15 protein-coding genes and 1 pseudogene are annotated in these 17,904 nt (G+C 53.0%); 5 read left to right on the top strand and 11 right to left on the bottom strand.

The genetic code is table 11. From position 1 onward, the window contains the following. Positions 1-120 precede the first annotated feature (120 nt). Positions 121-1,992, top strand: coding sequence for a sensor histidine kinase (locus tag Q0P59_RS08080; protein WP_295005406.1), 1,872 nt, complete (start codon positions 121-123; stop codon positions 1,990-1,992). Between the two features lie 40 nt (positions 1,993-2,032). Here Q0P59_RS08080 and Q0P59_RS08075 read toward each other — a convergent pair whose 3' ends face one another. The 4 genes from Q0P59_RS08075 to Q0P59_RS08060 form a co-directional block, all read right to left on the bottom strand. Next, the gene (locus Q0P59_RS08075; RefSeq protein WP_295005404.1) at positions 2,033-4,048 is read right to left on the bottom strand and encodes a PAS domain S-box protein; all 2,016 of its coding nucleotides are present in this window, start codon (positions 4,046-4,048) and stop codon (positions 2,033-2,035) included. Between the two features lie 80 nt (positions 4,049-4,128). Further along, the gene (locus Q0P59_RS08070) at positions 4,129-4,434 is read right to left on the bottom strand and encodes a cupin domain-containing protein (RefSeq protein WP_366090468.1); all 306 of its coding nucleotides are present in this window, start codon (positions 4,432-4,434) and stop codon (positions 4,129-4,131) included. A gap of 143 nt (positions 4,435-4,577) precedes the next feature. Then, positions 4,578-5,219, bottom strand: a complete 642-nt coding sequence (locus Q0P59_RS08065; RefSeq protein ID WP_295005402.1) for a DUF1109 domain-containing protein — start codon at positions 5,217-5,219, stop codon at positions 4,578-4,580. Then, positions 5,216-5,788 carry a sigma-70 family RNA polymerase sigma factor gene (locus Q0P59_RS08060; RefSeq protein ID WP_295005400.1) on the bottom strand — a complete coding sequence of 191 codons (573 nt, stop codon included), beginning with the start codon at positions 5,786-5,788 and terminating at the stop codon, positions 5,216-5,218. Before Q0P59_RS08060 ends, Q0P59_RS08065 begins: the two co-directional genes overlap by 4 nt. A gap of 171 nt (positions 5,789-5,959) precedes the next feature. Here Q0P59_RS08060 and Q0P59_RS08055 point away from each other — a divergent pair, with 171 nt between their 5' ends. From Q0P59_RS08055 to Q0P59_RS08045, 3 genes are all read left to right on the top strand, one after another. Next, the gene (locus tag Q0P59_RS08055; RefSeq protein WP_295005398.1) at positions 5,960-6,556 is read left to right on the top strand and encodes a cytochrome b/b6 domain-containing protein; all 597 of its coding nucleotides are present in this window, start codon (positions 5,960-5,962) and stop codon (positions 6,554-6,556) included. A gap of 10 nt (positions 6,557-6,566) precedes the next feature. Beyond that, positions 6,567-7,355 carry a molybdopterin-dependent oxidoreductase gene (locus tag Q0P59_RS08050; protein ID WP_295005396.1) on the top strand — a complete coding sequence of 263 codons (789 nt, stop codon included), beginning with the start codon at positions 6,567-6,569 and terminating at the stop codon, positions 7,353-7,355. A gap of 65 nt (positions 7,356-7,420) precedes the next feature. Then, entirely contained in the window at positions 7,421-7,672 is a 252-nt protein-coding gene (locus tag Q0P59_RS08045) for a pentapeptide MXKDX repeat protein (RefSeq protein ID WP_295005394.1), read from the top strand. A 290-nt stretch (positions 7,673-7,962) separates the two neighbouring features. Here Q0P59_RS08045 and Q0P59_RS08040 read toward each other — a convergent pair whose 3' ends face one another. The 7 genes and pseudogenes from Q0P59_RS08040 to Q0P59_RS08010 all read right to left on the bottom strand — a co-directional run bounded on the left by Q0P59_RS08040 (position 7,963) and on the right by Q0P59_RS08010 (position 15,690). Continuing rightward, positions 7,963-8,619: an inovirus-type Gp2 protein gene (locus Q0P59_RS08040; RefSeq protein WP_295005392.1), complete on the bottom strand. Its 657-nt coding sequence runs from the start codon at positions 8,617-8,619 to the stop codon at positions 7,963-7,965. A gap of 459 nt (positions 8,620-9,078) precedes the next feature. Continuing rightward, positions 9,079-10,170, bottom strand: a complete 1,092-nt coding sequence (locus Q0P59_RS08035; RefSeq protein WP_295005390.1) for an inovirus-type Gp2 protein — start codon at positions 10,168-10,170, stop codon at positions 9,079-9,081. 280 nt (positions 10,171-10,450) lie between these two features. Next, the gene (locus tag Q0P59_RS08030) at positions 10,451-12,007 is read right to left on the bottom strand and encodes a DUF3987 domain-containing protein (protein ID WP_295005388.1); all 1,557 of its coding nucleotides are present in this window, start codon (positions 12,005-12,007) and stop codon (positions 10,451-10,453) included. Between the two features lie 247 nt (positions 12,008-12,254). Continuing rightward, complete coding sequence (locus Q0P59_RS08025) at positions 12,255-12,497, bottom strand: hypothetical protein (RefSeq protein ID WP_295005386.1); 243 nt, start codon at positions 12,495-12,497, stop codon at positions 12,255-12,257. A 166-nt stretch (positions 12,498-12,663) separates the two neighbouring features. Next, positions 12,664-13,165, bottom strand: a pseudogene (locus Q0P59_RS08020) (transposase); the annotation flags it as partial. 3 nt (positions 13,166-13,168) lie between these two features. After that, positions 13,169-14,056 (bottom strand): hypothetical protein, encoded by an 888-nt coding sequence (locus Q0P59_RS08015; protein ID WP_295005384.1) that lies wholly within the window; start codon positions 14,054-14,056, stop codon positions 13,169-13,171. A 185-nt stretch (positions 14,057-14,241) separates the two neighbouring features. Further along, a complete protein-coding gene (locus Q0P59_RS08010) occupies positions 14,242-15,690 on the bottom strand; it encodes an integrase family protein (RefSeq protein ID WP_295005382.1) in 1,449 nt (482 codons plus the stop codon). Positions 15,691-16,253: 563 nt separating this feature from the next. On the opposite strand from Q0P59_RS08010, the gene Q0P59_RS08005 reads away from it, so the two are divergent. Next, entirely contained in the window at positions 16,254-17,825 is a 1,572-nt protein-coding gene (locus Q0P59_RS08005) for a methyl-accepting chemotaxis protein (protein WP_295005380.1), read from the top strand. Positions 17,826-17,904 lie beyond the last annotated feature (79 nt).

Raw genomic sequence — 17,904 nt, 5'->3', positions numbered from 1 at the left:
CCCTAAGCGAACGCCTCTCGGGAAAGACAGGTACAGTTGTTCGAACCTCTAGATGGGTAGAGCTATATTTCCGTGAGCTAGATTAATGAATCTCAATTTTCTGATGCGGCCTGCCTAGCCATGAGTATTGCAAAAAAGCTTCTATTGATCACGCTACTAGTCACCGGACTCTCTGTGGCTATCACTATTGCTCTAACCTGGAGCGCCGCAAGTGATGCGCTTCACGGATTAGAGGGCAAGCGCGTAATTGATAGTGTGGAGCGGGAGGCAAGCATACTCCAGAGCACCATCGACATGGTGAAGAGTGATCTATCCATGCTCGCCGATGGCGGTGCGCGATACATGATTGAGGAAAACACCGAGCCTAGTGTAGATGGCCTTCAAAAAGTTGCAGACCAACTCGATATCATGATGCGGGAAAGGCACGCCTATCGACATGTGAGGATGCTATTGGACTCTGCCACTGGAACTCATCGCGTGCTGGTCAGTTTGCGGAACGATAACGTAGTTCACACCATGGTGGACCCGCCAGTTGCAAATTGGAATTTCGAGTCATTATTGGCAGAAAAGCAGGGCCTAAGAAATTTCAACGAACAGACCAGAAACCTGAGCGACGAAACAAGTGGAGAAAGGGTGTTGTTCGTCAGCCTCCCAGTTCACGGCAAGGACCGCAATGTAATCGGTGCAATCGCTGTGGTTGTTGCTATCGATCAAGTGTTTAGAACATTAGGTAAAACCCATGATGGCATTGCTTACTGGATTGCTGATAGTGCCGGTCAATACCTTTACCAGTCCCGTCCGGAGACGTCGGGTAGCCATAATCAAAAGGCTGCCAACGCAATCCGCGATTTCAAGTTGGCTCACACTTGGGATCAAGTTTTGTCTGGGGCTAAGCCACAACTAATTATGGAGTTTCCCGCGATTGCAACGATGTTGGGTATTCGTCGTGCGCCTTTGAATGTTGGTGAAGGAAATGAAATTGAGAATGTATTGGTGGTCGGAGGGGTGATATCTCTAGCTGAATTGGAGATCAAAGCTGCAGCCCTTCAAAAGCAGCTTGCTATTGCGGTTGCGAGCATTGGACTCCTGATGTTATTGACGCTGTTTGTGTCTACAGGCCGACTCCTGAGGCCCATTGATGTTTTAATCAAGGCGGCAAACCGCATTGCCTCAGGTGACAAAAATATTGTGATCCCGGCGAACAACAATGATGAAATTGGAACTCTCAGTCGGGCAATGACTCGGATGGCCGAAAAATTGCGCCTAGCCGGAAAAGACTCTGAGCAAAGCGCCTTGGGGCAGATGGCCTCGATGATTGCTCATGATCTACGTAACGCGCTGTCATCGGTCAAAATGAATCTTCAGATACTCGACGAACACCATCGAAAGGAAGGGGGTATGCAAATTGAGAATTGCGAAATCGCCCTCGGGCAGGTTCGTTACATGGAGACAATTCTGAATGACATGCTGACTTATGCGCGTCCAGGTACCGCAGAATTTGACTGGGTAGATCTGGGGGATACGCTCAGGGCGGCGTCGGTATCCCTCTTGCCAGAAATAACGGGGAAATCCGTGGAAGTCCGTATGGAAGGGGAAGAAAAGCTTCCCACGATCATGGCTGACCGAAATAAATTATTACAGTTGTTTCAAAATGTACTCGGAAACGCTATTTATGCCGTACCTGAGTGGGGGCACATAACAATTAGGACTCGCTGCCTCCTACATGAATCGCAGCCATCTGTAGAAATTCGTTTTGACGATGATGGTCCGGGTATTCCCCCCCAAATTGCTGACAAGGTATTTGATCCTTTCTTCACTACTAGTGCCAGAGGAACCGGATTGGGACTGGCAATAGTGCAGCGTATCGTCGCTCAACACCGAGGGCAGGTATATCTGGATTCGGAACGAGACCACGGAACCACCGTTGTTGTCGTTCTCCCGCTTACCCAAGAAGGGACAGATGACTTACCCCAAAGTGAAGAGCTTAGCTAACCTCACCGACTTGGGCGACATGGGTTGTTGAATTACCCAATTACAGGTGAATAGATATTTGGTTAAGTTCGTCCCGATCGCGCAGTTTGCGTATCAGCACTAGCACGCATGATCTACCTGATACTTCAGCCATTCGCATACTAATCTGAACGTAAAAGAGATGTCCGTCCTTGTGCCTGGCCATCCATTCGAAAACGGGTGATTCTCCTTGATTAACCCGCTCAAGCCATTTTGAAAGCACGTCTCGCGTAAATGGCGTCGTGTTTGAACTTAAATCGGCAAGTGTAAGGTGTCTAATTTCTTGACGACCATAGCCAAACATTTCCGTAACCCTAACATTGCCCTCCAAGATCACGCCATTGGCGACGTCGTGGAGAACAATTCCATCGTTCACTCCATCGAAGATGGCCCGAAAACGAGACTCCCCTGCTCTAATCTCTCGCTCCTGGAAATTTCTTTCGGTGATGTCGCGCGCTATGCCGAAAACGCCGATTACCCGCCCCTCCTGGTCGCGCAATGGACCTCGGGTTGTTAGAAAAGTACGCCGACCGCCTGTTGTCGGCAATGATTCCTCTGCACTCTCGATGAGCCCACTTCGCATGGCTTTCTGATCGTCGCCCCTGATCCTTTCAGCATCTTCGGCGGGGAAAACTTCGCGATCATCTCGCCCCAATAATTCTTGGCGACTCTTACCCAGAAAACGGCAAAGCTCACGATTAAGTAAGAGATAGCGTCCATTGAAATCTTTTGCGTATATCGCGTCATTTGAGCCTTCGGCAATCGCTTCAAGCAACTGCAATGCTTGAAGTTTTTCCACTTGATCCTGGCGCTGGATTGCTGCATGTCGAAGTTCGTCTCGCTGACGTATGAAAATAGTGGCTACTGCAGCTACGATCAACGCCAGGATGTCGGCCAAGGCAATCCAGCCGGCATCTCGCTTGGCCCCGGCATAGAGTTCGCCTTTATCAAGTTTTGCAACGAGAAACCATGGGGTTCCGGGTATGGCTTTCACAACGCCCAACACAGGAATGTCTCGGTAATCCACACCTTCAACCGCCTGATCAGGAAGTGCTTCTCCGCGAAGAACTTGAGATGCCAGCAAATTTTTTTCATCCACCGGAACACGCAAGCGTACAGATGTATCCGAACGGTGCCGCAACTCATTCAAAAACAAAACGTTGTTACCCTCACGGCGAAACAACAGTGTTTCAGCGGTCGCACTTGGTATGGGCCATGACTGGATAAATGGAAATAAAAACCGATTGGGGTCGGTTCGTATCACAACAGTAAGTTCTTGCTTAATGCTCCCCGAGCGTAACGGCACCACAAAATCCAGATGTACCCGCCCCAGTTTTCCTTCGTCGTCTAGATAGAGATCAGTATTTATAAACTGGCCCGTTGTATGGGCTTCTTTCACTGCCGCCTGCACAGCAGGAAGCTTGGTCAATATTCCTGAATTTGCATTAGTCGAGAATTGATCACCATCGATACCGAGCAAAACGACCTCAATATAGTCTTTAGATTTCTTATAGGCATGGAGTCGCTCCTCAAGGCGGCGTCGGGCTAGAGTTGACTCCGACTGCCGCCACTCCAGATACGAATTGACCAAAGAATCATCGTTGAAAATCATTTTGGCATCGGCGTCACGTTCCGCAAGCCAAGCCGAGATTTGACTGACCTTGAGATCGGCAATGGCTTGTAAACGTTCAATTTCACTATCCCGTTGTTTTGCTGTCATTTGAGCCACCAGCACAAAACCAGCGAGCAAAATTACTCCAGCCAAAACCGCAAAAATAAGAACCAACGAACCTGCTCCCGGCTCACTGACGCCATTCCATGACGCTCGACTTTCAATACGCACTCGCGGCTTTGCAATCAAGTAAATGACGCACGCAGTGGCAAAGATAAACGCAATACCTTTCCACGTGCCTATCCACGAGAAAACAAGCAAATCCGGGGTCAATGCGAGTAGGATTTGATCTGAAAAAATAGTCCAGCTGATACCAATCAAGGCATACAGTCCGGCAATTTGCAGGGCGGGCCGATTTACTTTCATATTCAATTTCTGTGTTCGATCAGAGCCGAACAGGGATTGGTATTATGGATTCACAAGGTGAAATTCGTATTGGTTGCACCTCAGGCCAATACGTAACCTGCGTTCGCTGGACAAACAACCGAAAGAATTTGAAGCGGCTCATTCGTGTTATTGAGGACACCATGTACCTGCCCTGAGTGTGCCACCACAATTTGTCCACACGATATTGGCGTGGTCGTTACTCCATCGCAGGGTGAATAGTCGCCGCTACCAGACATGACAATCCATGTGTCCTGTCCGTTAGGATGAACGTGTGGTCGAATGCGTTGCCCCGGAAGCAGGTGCCACATAACTACGACAGCATCAGTAGATTCGGTAATGACTGATCGCTTTGGTTCTTCATCCATCGTGGGCTGTACAAAGTCTAAAGATTGAAAGATGCGTTTAAGTGGCAAGGTAGATTCCTTTAAAAACGGAGAGAATTTTTTAGCGTATCGTCGGCCACTCAAGTAAACGGCACATCTAAATCGGAAACGATGCTTCGAAAAGGCTACCAGCGCAGTAGTGAATTCCCAAACGAAAATCCTGCCGCTGCAGGGATGAGCATTCCCAACAGATACCAGAAACCAATGAATGGCGCGCCCAGTTCGGGGCAGTGCAGGCAATAGACGACGGCGGCAACGGCCCCGGCAAGCAGACCAGCAGCAAAACCTGCTAGCCGAGGCCGGGTCGGTGCGAGGTCCTTCATCGTGCGCAGCACGGCAACGAACACCGGTGCCGAGAGCATGGCGATCAGTAAAGGGCAGGATTTCCAAGTATCGCCAAAGAAAATTTTCGAGCGTTCCATCGGCTCCGCCTCGATCAGCGTAAAGGCAGCGATGGTCCACATACCCAAGACAGGAAGGCCGAGCGCGACCGGCACCCAGTTAATATTCGCACCGGGCCGCGACAGGCGGAGCACAGCAAATAGACTCCCTGCGGCAACACAGCCGACAAATCCGACTTTGACCCAGAACATCGGCAGCAAGAGCGCATGCCCGAGATCGTGACGAACCTGCAAAAGGGCGAGCATGAGCAGCGTGGCACCCGTCGCGCCCCAGCCAATGGCCAGGGCGTAGCGCTGTGCGGCGGCGGGTGCCTCGACTGCACCAGCTCCCGTAGCCAACATAGTGATCAAGTCTTCAGTTTTCATTGGGCACCTCGTATCTTTGCTGCGAGCGCTTTCAAGCCGCGGTGGACGCCAACCTTGATAGCCGATTCCGACATCCCACTCAAATCAGCCGCTTCCCTGACAGACAATCCTTCCAACTTGGTGTGCATGATCGGCAGGCGGAATTGATCAGGCAAATCGGCCAGCAGTTTGTTCAGGTCGCGCCGTGCTTCGGCGGCCTCGGCATCGGCTGAGGAGAACAAATCCATGCCGTCATCCAGCGTATCGGTGCGCTGTTCGTAAATGGCCCGCCGGCGAAACAGGTCGACCAGTTTGTAGCGGGCAATCGCCTGTACCCAGGCCGACAGCGGCTGGCTGGGGTCGTAGGTATGGCGCTGGTTATGCACCGCGAGCAGGGCTTCCTGCACAAGATCCTCCACTTCGTCTGGCAGGCGGATCAGGCGTTTGCGCAGGAAAGCCCGCAGGTGCGAACTCAACTCGCCGAGAAACGTCTGGTACGCCGCATTGTTGCCGGCCAGGCCACGCACGAACAAATCTTTCAGGCGATCTTCCTTCGCACGATAGCCTTCTTCTCTGTTTATTCGTTGCATGTATGCCTTTGGTTACAACTGCCGGAAAAATATTGGCAGCAGATCAAAAAATATTTTGCCCGAGCCTGTAACCGATCGCCAACTCGCGACGAATTACCTCGCATAGAACGCTGCAGCAATTATCTCAAAGCAGCTTATCTACCAACCGACGCAAAATCTAAACGGAACGCCATGAGCAAAGAGACTGCCGTCATTCATCCACCTTGGTTGCGAGTGACGCATTGGGTCAACGTCGTCGCCGTCGTCATTCTGGTCATGAGCGGCTGGCGGATTTACAACGCCTCGCCCATCTTTCCCTTCGTCATTCCCAAGGAAATCGCGCTGGGCGGCTGGCTGGGCGGGGCAATTCAATGGCATTTCGCGGCCATGTGGCTGCTGGCGGCCAACGGCCTGATTTACCTAGCTTTCAATATCTTCAGCGGCCGCCTGCGGCGCAAGTTCTTTTCGCTGTCGCCCCGCGCCATAGTGGCCGATCTGCTGGCGGCCCTCAAGGGCAAGCTGTCGCATGACGACCTGAGCCACTACAACGCCGTGCAACGGGCGGCCTACCTGTTTGTGATTGCCGACACCATCGTTCTCGTGCTTTCCGGGCTGGTGCTGTGGAAATCGGTGCAGTTCCCGGTCTTGCGCGAGTTGCTGGGCGGCTACGAGGCTGCCCGGCGCATCCATTTCATTGCCATGAGCGCCCTGGTCGCCTTCGTCGGCGTTCATCTGGTCATGGTGGCGCTGGTGCCCCGCACGCTGGTCGCGATGATCCGCGGTCGTTAAGGAGTCAAGCATGTTGCCGAAAAAGAACCGCCCGATGCTCGCCAACGGCGACCGCGTGCTCAAGGACGCCTTCAAGGATGTCGGCAAGTACATCGAATTGCCGGCCCGCCGCGCCTTCCTGCAACGCTCGATGACGCTGGGCGGGCTGGCGCTGCTTACCGGCTGCTCGATCACCGACGACGAGAGCGTCGAGGCCGCCCTGCTGACGATGTCGCGCTTCAATGACAAGGTCCAGGGCTGGCTGTTCGATCCGAAGCTGCTGGCGCCGACCTATCCGGAATCGATGATGACCCGTCCCTTCCCGTTCAACGCCTACTATGACGAGGACGAGGTGCGCGAGGTCGATGCCGCCGCCTTCCGCCTCGAAGTCAGCGGCCTGGTCGCCGACAAGCACGCCTGGACGCTCGACGAGCTGCATGCCTTGCCGCAGGTCGACCAGGTCACCCGCCACATCTGCGTCGAGGGCTGGAGCGCCATCGGCAAGTGGGGCGGCGTGCCGTTCGCCACCTTCCTGCGCCGGGTCGGTGCCGACCTGGGGGCCAAGTACGTCGGCTTCAAGTGCGCCGACGACTACTACACCAGCATCGACATGGCGACCGCGCTGCATCCGCAGACGCAACTGACCCTCAGCTACGACGGCCAGACGCTGCCGCCGCGCTATGGCTTCCCGATGAAGCTGCGCATGCCGACCAAGCTCGGCTACAAGAACCCGAAGCACATCCAGGCCATTTTCGTCACCAATAACTACCCCGGGGGCTACTGGGAAGACCAGGGGTACAACTGGTTCGGTGGCAGCTGATTTTTTCGGCTGCCCTGATCACCCGGCATTTTCGCCAAGCAACACTCTTCAAAGAGGTAAATACCATGAAAAAGATCGCCGCAGTCCTGATGTCCTCCTGCTTGATGCTTTCCGTCGGCAGCGCCTTTGCCGACGAGATGATGAAGAAGGATGCAATGGCCAAGGACCACATGGCCAAGGACGAAATGAAGAAGGACGGGATGGCCAAGGATTCGATGGCCAAGGACGGCATGAAGAAAGATGCCATGAAGAAAGACGCGATGAAGAAGGACGGCATGGCCAAGGATGGCATGGCCAAGGACGAAATGAAGAAGTAAGGCTGACGGCGGGCCGGGCAAATGCGACATTTGCCCGGCCCAGTTGCGCTTCTGCATGAGTCGCATCATGATCAGTCAATTTCAAAAATTGCAGCGCTGGCCTTTGATGCAGCTACCTGTAGCCGGCAACGTCCGGCACATACGATGGCCCAGATCGAACTCTAAACCGCAGAAGGCTGTAAAAATTGGCCGCTTTGTCCAACATCCGGGCTGTGATTTCAGCATTCAAAGACTTGGCCTCCATGATGAGGCCAAGTACTATTGTTTTTGCCAGTCACTCAGTGCTCAGATTACTGGAAGTCTGAATCATCGTTGTGTTCCTCCTGAGATCCGTCTTCAGTAGCATGCATTTCAGAGAGTCGAGGCCTTCCAGCATTGCTCTTTTTTCGAGGAGCGATCCCTCGAGTAAATGAGCGCTCATTTCCAGACTGCTTGATTGGGCCAACGCTCTGCTCCTCTTTGCAAAGGTAGGCAATGGCCTTCTCCTTCAGGACTGTCCGCTTAGCATCATCCGTGTGATCGATCGTGCCCAGCGCGCAGAATGCGTATTTGTCTTTCTCTCGGTTGCAGTTGTAGTAGATGCCTTTTCCGTCGGTAATCTCGTTTTTCCAGTATTTGCCGATCTTTTCCCCTATAAATTCGTCTTTACGAACCTTTTGTCCGTCAAATATAAAAAGGCTGTGAATGTGCGGACCTTTGTCTTCGGTAAATTCTTTTTTAAAAATGTGGCCAACCATATTCTTGAAAATAGAAGGCTTGGTCCGTCTATTGTTGAGTAAGTGCGTCAGATCCTGATTAATATCCTCCAGCGATGCCTCTCTGGCATGTTCCTTGGTGTAACTCAGATCCAGGCGTATGAAATCCATTTTTGAATAGATATCGAAAAGATCGTCGATATAAGTCGCGGTGCTATCCATCATGCGCTGGCTGTTTCTTGATTCGTTCATTTTAATTATCCGGAATGTTGTTTGGCGTAATTGCCAAACTATGTATACGGATCATTAAAAAATTACGCTCTCTTGAAACACGTTGGCCGGAAGTTGATTTCTCAATATCGCTGAAAGATTATGGTGGATATGAATAATATGAGGTTAATTCGGTGTTGGATATTGTGACAGGTTATTTAAATGTATATATTAATAATAATATTAATTAACCTAAATGGGCGCCTATTTTTTTATCCCCACAATGGTTCGTATACAGAAATTCACCTCCCGAATCTCCAGGTGCTTTGAATTTCTTAGGCACATACTGAGTTGTGGCAAATGATGCGGAGTGATGGAGGGCATGCTTTCCCCTGCCAAGTGCGGAGTTGGTGCCTCTCGAACAATTGAAAGGCGGATCTCCAGGCTGGGGGGGAGATCCGCAATCATGAAATATGGCAAATCGAAAATAAGGACGCCGACCTAGTTAGTCAATTGTCCAGAGCAGCCTTTATCGATTGGCTCAAAACGCACCACGCCAAATGCCTGATCAGCCAACCCTGAGTGAATCTGCATAAAATACTCTACCCTCGCCATGGAAATCACGACTTGCTCCTTGAATGAGCGAATGACTTTGGTGTGGCGGCGCGAAATCACACCAAGGGAATGCGCATTGGAGATTTGCTTGTGCGCGTTATAGCAGAGGTGGTTGCCTGCACCTTTGGTCACAGCAACATCCCATGCATCGCCGATTACAGCCCCTGTTGCAACATCGTCTGAAACTTTGCACCCATCGAGAAGGAACAGCACATGGTGGCCGTAACCCTTCTCACGGCAGTGCTCGAGTTTCCAGGCACACGAGACGAGGGATTCATCGAAGACGTTTCTCAATGCCATCAGCAACACATCTCGATGTGCTATCGCCTCCTCGAGATCCACGAATCCTTGGCCATCGGGCACTGACTCTGGGTGTTTGTACCCAAGGTCTATGCGAATTGCCATGACCTGTGAGGTACGCTGAAAGGCGTCGTCAATGAGGCTGAGTAATCCGTGCTCCATTTCAGTAGAGCGTGCCAGGTAGGTGTTCATGCGCTCCTCAAACGCTTCACTGTGAAACGCTTCCCGGTAGTCATAAACAAAGCTGTTCAGTTCGGTGACCAGCGAGTGCTTTGATTCGGTATCAAGAGGCCACGTTAGCGACGTGACTTTGTCGATCAACCGGCGTTCATCGATCATCTCGAACAAGCGCACAAAAGCCGGGTTGAGTTCATGCAGCGGAAAAGATTCTGAAAACTCTCCGCGATCAAGACAATTCAGCAAACCAAAAACCAACTCCCCCACTGAGTCCATGTGAGCTTCCTCTTCGCCATTTTTCGATACTTGAACGGTAAATGGCGGCTTGGTTGAGTTCACCATCTCAAGTACAACTCGATGAGTTCCAAATAGATGATGAGCCGCCTCGGTGTCACGCGTGGCTTGCAACACACATTGCGTGTCATTCTTTACCGAAAATGCCGTGGATTTGACGTACTCATGCCCCCACGTAGACAACGTATCAATATCAATCTTGATCATTACAATTCCTTGGAAAAATAGCAGTTGATGAGAATCTCGGGGCCTCGTGAACATTTGTGACCCTCGGCGGTGTGGTCTGCGGGGTTGGACGCCCCTCCGTCACTTACGACTTGGATTCGAAGGCTTGCTCGACAACGTTCCGCTTTCCCTCAAAGGAGGGATCGAAAAATAATTTTTCAATCGGCGAGCATTTATTAGCGGGCTCATAATTGAGCACAGTCTTGCCCCAACGCATGGCTACAGCGGCGACTGTCGCCGCTGTAGCCACCTGTTTCACCTCTTAACTTGGAAAAGCGAGGTTCTGGTTGAGGAGCTGAGCGATTTGGTATGGCTGAAACGCATTCGGGTGCAAGAGAATGAATGTGGCCTTTGATCCTTCCGGAACGTGTTCTTGAAGGATCCCCTGTTGCCACAACAGCAGCAATGCGGCATTGAGACGTGCTGAGCTACGGGTTGCGCGAGGACCTTGCTTCAGCAGGTGATTCTTCTGAATGCAGAGCTGGTTGTGCGTACGTACGAAATTTGCGAGCCAGCGCAGTAACAGATTGGCATCGCACCATTCTTGAGGAGGTTTGGGCGCCGGGGTGAACACACGGATTTGCTCGTTTGCGAACCACGTGAAAATTTCGATTGCGTTCATCACGCATTGAGCGGGAATGTCACCCACGCCGTTGTTGAAGACGTGGTTGATGGCGCTGATTCGAATAATCGTATCAGAGGCTTTGGCGCACAACTCCTGTTGGTAAAAGAGTGGGCCACCAGGGGATTTCATCGAGTTGATGCGCTGACGCTCCTGGTCCAACAAGGCGTGCGCCTGTGCATCGAGCTTGAGTACATTTTTTGCAACGGGTATACCTGTTTCGCTCACGCTTGCCAGCAGATGCTCGTAGCAGAGTTCGTTGAATACATCCGTTGCAGCCCACTGCTGATTGACCAATGTTCCCGGCTGGTACTGACTGGGCTCGACATAGGTGAACTGAGTCCGTGGCAATAATCCCTCATCCAGGAACCTGATGCCCGCCTTCCTCATGAATCGCTCGAACGCTTTCGGTTGCACCTGAAGATGCCATGTGATTCGAGGCTCTTTGACAAAAAGCTTCCGCTTGTTGGTATCGACGGAGATGGGCGAACCGGACCAAGTTGAGTTGGCAATGCTGATCAGATCCTCGAAGCGCTTTTCAAGAAAATGAGCTGCTTCATCCTGAGACACAAAAATGTTCGGCCAATTTAATGAAGCGCTATCTTCAATTCCGGCCAAGGTCGTGTTCTTGGAAATGATTTTGGCCAGTTTGGGCACGGGGGGGGAATTGCTATCGAGCTCGGAGAGCTGTTGGCGCACGTACTCAGTGTCCTTGCCGGCTTTGGTTTGTTCCTTCAGTAGACCCAAAATGGCTTTGCGCTCGGCCGTATGGGCGTCCATGGCGGACTGGTACTGAACCCAGTCGCGATCGTATTTCTCGCGCATTTCGCCTTCAAATTTTTTGATGCCGGCAGTAAGTCGATTTTCAACAACAGTTTTTCCGCTCCCGCTAGGAGCGACGATCAACGTCATCAAGGACAGCGGTACACGCATGCCAGGGACTGGCTCTACGTCAAAGGAACCTTGAACAGATGCCGCCATGCAAGATAAAAGCGTTGTGGCAGCCATTTCCGGAGGGATGCCAACGTTGTTGATCAGTTCCCAGGCAGATCCTTGAGAAACAGCTGGCAGGCAGTAAATGGGGAATGGGCTTTGGCGAGGGGTTATTGCTAAATCGCTTGCCAATGCGCTTGAAGCGTTGAAATTCGGAGAGTGGTTGCAAACAAATGCAGCCGATGGCAGTTCGTTTGTGTTCATAAAAGTTGAACCCTATAAAAAAGGATGATGCAAATACTTCGATCCACAGCGTGGATTCGATTTCGGAAGTGCTGGCATGTGTGGATCCGGGCCCTAGATCGCGTTATGCCTATGGGTAAAACAGTTTTACTGAGTTTCTCCTTTCTTTAATGTTTCGATTTCGATATTGTTTTTTGCCGAATAGGTTCTATCGTTTTCTATCCTCCTTAAAATAGGACTTTGCTATGCAAAGTGTTTTGCTGTGCGGTCAGCCAAGAGGCCAAGATAAGCGCCCATTTACTAGTTTTTTGGGCTTGGTGCCGAAATAACTTCCTGTCTGACAGAGTTGCTTGCGAACGGTCTGCGGTTTAACTAAGTTTTTTGCCGCAAATTCAGCAGTCGTCCCGTAGGGTTCAACTGGATCATCGCGACAGGGGGAGGGATATTTCATGGTTGCTCCTGCAAAGGTGAGAACATCTGCGTCGTGAGCGATAAATTGCTTGTCAGCCATACATATATTTCATCGCAGATCACTGGAGCGGATCGTAAAGCAATGCTATCCGTGGCCAAAGGCACGGGAAAAAACGCAAAAAAATTAAGAACCGTAAAAAAGTATGTCCGGTTGTGGCGGAGTTGGTTCTTCGTAAGCACCCGGCGAATACAGGTTGATTTCTGATTCAGGCGGCGGATTCGGGAAGCCATCGATGCGGGAGCAGTTCGCCGATCCGACTATTGGGCTGAGTTGGTAACCGAGACAGGATGTTCTTCAGGTAGAGGAAGGGGGCGTGTCCGTTGAGCTTGGCGGACTGGAATAAGCTCATGATGGCGGCCGCCCGCTTCCCGGCACGCAGGCCGCCGGCGAATAGATAGTTCTATCGGCCTGTAGCTACTGGCCGAATGCGGTTCTCGATCCAGTTGTTGTCGATGTGCACCTGACCTTCGCCGACGTAATGGGCGAGTGCCGTCCAGCGCTTGAGGCTGTAATCGATCGCTTTGGTGCCGTCGATGATCCGTGGGCACCTGCAATCGGTGCCGGGTCAGCCAATCGTGGAATTCATCCAGAATCGGCTTGGCTTCTTCCTAGCGTATTCGTCGCCGTTCGTCGGGTTCCAGACCGGCGACTTCCCGTTCAAGCCGGTAGAGCTTCTGGATATAGACCAGCGCCTGCTGGGTAATCTGGCATTAATCGCCCTTTGTGGCCTTCTTTGCGATGGTGAACCCTAGATTTGTTTCTAGGCGTCGTTCAAATAGTGATTTCGTCAAATATTGGACATCGTCATCACTTTTTTCTTCATTAATCCACTTAATGCCTTCGCCGTGAACATATCCGATTAGCGGTTCTGGCCGGGGAATGGATTTGGCCAGTTGGACCAGAGCAAGCCAGATACTTTCTGTGTTGTTTGGGTCTTTTGCGTTTTCGATTGCCAACTCGATCACACGTGTGATCGGCTTCTTTTTTGATAAGACTCGCTTGTGATTTTTTGTTCCATAATCCGGTTTTGGGTTCGAGGGGGGCGAGGCTATCGACATCGCCTCACTGGGTGCGACGGCTTCACGCAGGCTATGTTTGAGAACTGGGGGCGATTGGGCCGTCTCAATGAGTGCGGACATCAATGAGCGCGGGAGAATTGTGAGGCGCTCAATATCAGAAATTCCGCCATGAGCTATCGAGATTTTTGGCTCGATATTTTCCTCATATAGGCTTCCAATTAGTCGGACCCAGTCAGTGATATAGCCACAATCGAAACACCATTCGATGAATGCATGAGGTGAAACTTCACCTCGATGAGGGTAATCATTTTCCTCGTATTCTTCACGCCAATTTGCGAGTAGGTTGCGGGCGTTTTTTAGGCGAGTTGAGTGATTGGCGAGTTCGAGGCCATCTATTCCGAAACCTGTGTCTGGAATCGTATTGCATTTGCCTGGAGGTGGGCGAACGCCACAAACGATCATCGATCCGATCGCAGGTGTCCACTCCTCGCGTTGTAGATAATCAAGTAGAAGTTCATCTCGTCTTTTGCAGGCAAAAATGAATTCTAGAATTTCTTTCGCACTAGCCGGTTCATGCATGTTTTTTCATTTCAGTTGCGCATAAAGCTTGTAAATTATTCTATTGGAATTTCATTCGGCTGTGAGTGACGTTGCCATGCCGAATGCCTAGTTTAAGAATCCCACGATCTACAGGAAGAGTAAATTTCGTTCGGCCTTGTTTCGCAGAGCATTCGTTAATAAATTTGCCTTTTGCCGGGGTGGGGTTAAGTTGCAACCGAGCGGCGCGAAAGGGATGGGGCATCACTTTCCATTGGTGGCTTGATTCCGGCCTCGTTCAGGATCCATTGCTCGATTTTCGTGTGCCACATCCGAAGCAGATCGATGGGGCGAACGCGGTAATGCTTCTCCGCTGTTGCACTTGGCTTGTGGCCCTGGATCTGCGCCACGATGCCGACTGGGCACTCTACCCACTCGGCCAGGGTGCCGAAGCTGCGCCTTAAGCCATGGATGGTCAGTCCTTTGATGCTGGCAACAGCACAGGCTTTTGTATGCTGTATCCGCGGCTCTTGAAGGCGTCCAGATTTGGCTGTCTTGCTGGCGAATACCCATTGCGGCGGCTTCCAGCCGCTTAGGTCGTTCTCTATTTTCTTCCCGTTGATGATGCGATGCTTCGGGGGCGGGGTGTCATTGACCACTTTCAGCCTCTTCAGCAGTGCCTTGACGTAAGGTGTCAGTGGAATGGCACGTTCGCCGTCCACCTTGTCGTGCATCCGTACTGTGTTCCACTGAAAGTCGATATCTGTCCATCTCAGCCCGGCAATTTCTTCACGGCGGGCGCCTGTCAGGAGTGCCATTTGCAGATACGTTGCGATGACCGGATTCTTGATGCTGCGGACCTGCTTGAACCATTCTGGAAGCTGTTCGCGTTGCAGGCAGTCATCCTTTGCTGCTTTTTTCGGTAGCTGGTCTTTGGCAATGCGCGGTGCGCAGGCGTCAGCGTGGACCATGTCCCGGCATTCCTTTTGGTCGCTGCACCAGTTCAGGAAGGCGCGCAGCAGGCCAAATGCAAGCCGTGCATGGGTGGGGCGTCTTATGGATTCGCCTTGAAGCCATTCCCGCACGGTGTCAGCATCAATTGCAGCAAGCGGCTTGAGCAGCAGCGGGCGCAGCGCTCCTGGCTGTGTTAGTTCCGGCTCCCCAGGGCGACGCCCCCGAGTGCGTTTCTGGCCACCTTCCTTGGCGACATTCTCATGGTCTGCAAGGTGGTTGGCGCTCCACTTACTCTTTCTTGCCTCGATATAGACGTTCCACGCATCGAGTGCCAGAGCTTCCATTCGTTGGGATTCTTCTCGCTTTGCCTCTTCTTCAGCGAGCTTTATCTCAGCTTCGGCAATCTTCCCGGCCTTGTGCTGCCGAGGGTCAATGCCCTGGTCAATGAGAGCTTGCAGGCGCCGGGCTTCTTGACGGGCGCCGGGAACAACAAGGTTGCCATCCTTGTCGCGTGCTTCTTCGATTGCCCAGGCGGTGACATCGCCAATCGTGAGACGCATTACCTTGCCGTTAAACCGAGCCTGAAGGATGTAGCTTTTTCGTCCTCGCGGTGCTGCTCGAACAGCTAGTCCATTGACCTGTGAGTCCCATAAAAAGGCCTGAGTTTCACCTTCGGATTTGAAGGACTCAATTCGTCCTGCGGTCAGGTTGATTTTGCCCATGCCGGCGCCTCGTGTACTCATTGTGTACTCAAATTCTAGGACGCCAATCAACTTTAATCAATGTTTGACCATAGGGTTAATCGCCATGAATTCGGCTAGAAACCTATATTTGGTGAGCCTTTGTGCGTGAGTACACATGAAAATCAACGTATATCAATTTTGTCGATTAGGCGCGCTTCGTCGGATTCATAACCCATAGGTCGGCAGTTCGATTCTGCCCATCACCACCAAAGTTTCAAGCGAAAGCCCAGCCCTCACCGGCTGGGCTTTTTGCTTTCCGGCCTCTTTACGGCCCTGGTGTTCGCCACGTTGCGCGGACATGTCGGCCGCAATCGGCAGCTGGCCGCCAGGTTCTCCTACCGCCCAAGGCCGGGCCGGCCAATGCCATGCATGCGTCCCCCCGAGCGGGGGATAAGAGTTCCATTTGCCCGATGCTCCAATGGACGCAAGGGGCAATGCCATGCCTGCGCGCCGAGGGCGTGCCTGGCGCAAGGGCTGCGGGGAAAGCCTCAATAGACAGACCGGGCAGGCGTTCATCCACACTTACATCTCAGGAATCATCTATGCGTATTACGCGTCTTATCCGTTTGTCGCTCGGAGCTATCGTGGCGCTGGTCGTGCTGACGGCAGCAGGCGGCTATGTTGGATTGCAGTTCTCCGCGACATTGGCGGGCTTTTATCCGAAAACGCTGCTGCCGGGGACCGTGCTGGCGAAAAACATCAGTATCGGCCTGCAGCGATACCTGCTCGTGCAAGCCGACCCGTCCATGCTGGGCGGCAGCGACCTGGCCAGCTTGAGGAAGTCGATCGCGGCCGATCTGGATGCCCTGCAGGGGGTGGCGATAAGGAATGGGAAGACGCCGGCGGCTCCGGAAACCGTGGCGACCGTCAACGAGCTGGTCGAGGGCTGGAAGCTGATGGAAGCCGTGTCTGCCGACGATCCCCAGGCCGCGGAAAAAGTCAGGAATGCCTTCCGCAAGGTCGAGCCGGCGATGCGCGATGTCGACCGGGTCGTCTCCAATCTCGCCAGCCAGGGCAGCCAGAAAATTTCCGAAACCATCTCGATGGTCGGCACCGCGCTACTGGTCGGCGGCTTGCTGGCCATCACGATCGGTTTTGCGATCAGCATCAGCCTGGGACGGGCCGTAAACCGCCCGCTGGCCGCACTCGAGGCGACGATGAAGGATATCGCCGATACCAACGACCTGACCGCGCGCGCCGATGCGAACCGGAAGGACGAATTCGGCGATATCGCACGCGGCTTCAACGGCATGATGGAGCGCTTGCAGGGACTGCTCAGGTTGGTCGCCGACTCCACCCTCAAGGTGCACGATTCAGCGGATACCTTGGCCAGGCAGGCCGACGGGCTGCACGGCAACTCCTCGTCGCAGCTCGATGTCGTGTCGGCCAATGCCGCGGCGATGCAGCAGTTGACGGTGTCGATCTCGACGGTCAGCGACACCGCTGGCGACGTTCGTCGTCAGGCCAGGGAAAGTATCGCCAATACGACCGAAGGCAACCGGAAGGTCAGCGAACTGGTCAGCGAGATTTCGGAAATCCAGGGCAGCGTGGACATGATCGCCGGCGCGGTCGAGGCCTTCGTCAAGAGCACCGATGCCATCACCGGTTTGACTCGGGAGGTCAGGGAAATCGCCGATCAGACCAATCTCCTGGCGCTCAACGCGGCCATCGAGGCGGCGCGGGCCGGCGAGCAGGGGCGGGGCTTCGCCGTCGTTGCCGACGAGGTGCGCAAACTGGCGGAAAAATCCGGCAGTTCCGCCGGTGAAATCGACATCGTGGCGCAGGCCATCGTCAAGCAAAGCACTTCCGTGCGCAGCACCATCGAAAATGGCCTGAAAGCCATCGAAACAAGCGCGAAACTTGCCGGCGACGTGGAGCGGGCGATCAATCAGGCGCGCGAATCGGTCGGCGTGTCGGGCAATGGGGTCGCGGAAATAGCGGCTGCCGTCGAAGAGCAGCGCGCCGCCAGTACCGACATTGCCCGGAACATGGAGCAGATTTCCCAGGGGGCTGAGGGCGCGGCCAGGACGGCGCATGAAATGAATGCCTCCGCCGCGTTGCTCAACCGGTCGGCCAGCGAGCTGAAACTGGCCATTTCCGGCTTTCGAATTTAGAGCAGGCGCTAGCGCGGGGCGGCGAAAAGAAAAATGGCCAGGGGCGGTAAGCCGCCCGCTGGCCATTCGTTTGAACTGT

Source organism: uncultured Dechloromonas sp., from assembly GCF_945957265.1.
Taxonomy (GTDB): Bacteria; Pseudomonadota; Gammaproteobacteria; order Burkholderiales; family Rhodocyclaceae; genus Azonexus.
Note: the sequence above shows the minus strand (reverse complement) of the source record. Positions and strands in the feature narration are given on the sequence as shown.

What these genes read in the sequence shown, in the direction of transcription:
- Q0P59_RS08075 (WP_295005404.1), bottom strand. Translation starts at nt 4,048, where the DNA reads ATGAAAGTAAATCGGCCCGCCCTGCAAATTGCCGGACTGTATGCCTTG.
- Q0P59_RS08050 (WP_295005396.1), top strand. Translation starts at nt 6,567, where the DNA reads ATGTTGCCGAAAAAGAACCGCCCGATGCTCGCCAACGGCGACCGCGTG.
- Q0P59_RS08055 (WP_295005398.1), top strand. Translation starts at nt 5,960, where the DNA reads ATGAGCAAAGAGACTGCCGTCATTCATCCACCTTGGTTGCGAGTGACG.
- Q0P59_RS08060 (WP_295005400.1), bottom strand. Translation starts at nt 5,788, where the DNA reads ATGCAACGAATAAACAGAGAAGAAGGCTATCGTGCGAAGGAAGATCGC.
- Q0P59_RS08025 (WP_295005386.1), bottom strand. Translation starts at nt 12,497, where the DNA reads ATGGCTGACAAGCAATTTATCGCTCACGACGCAGATGTTCTCACCTTT.
- Q0P59_RS08065 (WP_295005402.1), bottom strand. Translation starts at nt 5,219, where the DNA reads ATGAAAACTGAAGACTTGATCACTATGTTGGCTACGGGAGCTGGTGCA.
- Q0P59_RS08035 (WP_295005390.1), bottom strand. Translation starts at nt 10,170, where the DNA reads ATGATCAAGATTGATATTGATACGTTGTCTACGTGGGGGCATGAGTAC.
- Q0P59_RS08045 (WP_295005394.1), top strand. Translation starts at nt 7,421, where the DNA reads ATGAAAAAGATCGCCGCAGTCCTGATGTCCTCCTGCTTGATGCTTTCC.
- Q0P59_RS08080 (WP_295005406.1), top strand. Translation starts at nt 121, where the DNA reads ATGAGTATTGCAAAAAAGCTTCTATTGATCACGCTACTAGTCACCGGA.
- Q0P59_RS08005 (WP_295005380.1), top strand. Translation starts at nt 16,254, where the DNA reads ATGCGTATTACGCGTCTTATCCGTTTGTCGCTCGGAGCTATCGTGGCG.
- Q0P59_RS08015 (WP_295005384.1), bottom strand. Translation starts at nt 14,056, where the DNA reads ATGCATGAACCGGCTAGTGCGAAAGAAATTCTAGAATTCATTTTTGCC.
- Q0P59_RS08030 (WP_295005388.1), bottom strand. Translation starts at nt 12,007, where the DNA reads ATGAACACAAACGAACTGCCATCGGCTGCATTTGTTTGCAACCACTCT.
- Q0P59_RS08070 (WP_366090468.1), bottom strand. Translation starts at nt 4,434, where the DNA reads ATGGATGAAGAACCAAAGCGATCAGTCATTACCGAATCTACTGATGCT.
- Q0P59_RS08010 (WP_295005382.1), bottom strand. Translation starts at nt 15,690, where the DNA reads ATGGGCAAAATCAACCTGACCGCAGGACGAATTGAGTCCTTCAAATCC.
- Q0P59_RS08040 (WP_295005392.1), bottom strand. Translation starts at nt 8,619, where the DNA reads ATGAACGAATCAAGAAACAGCCAGCGCATGATGGATAGCACCGCGACT.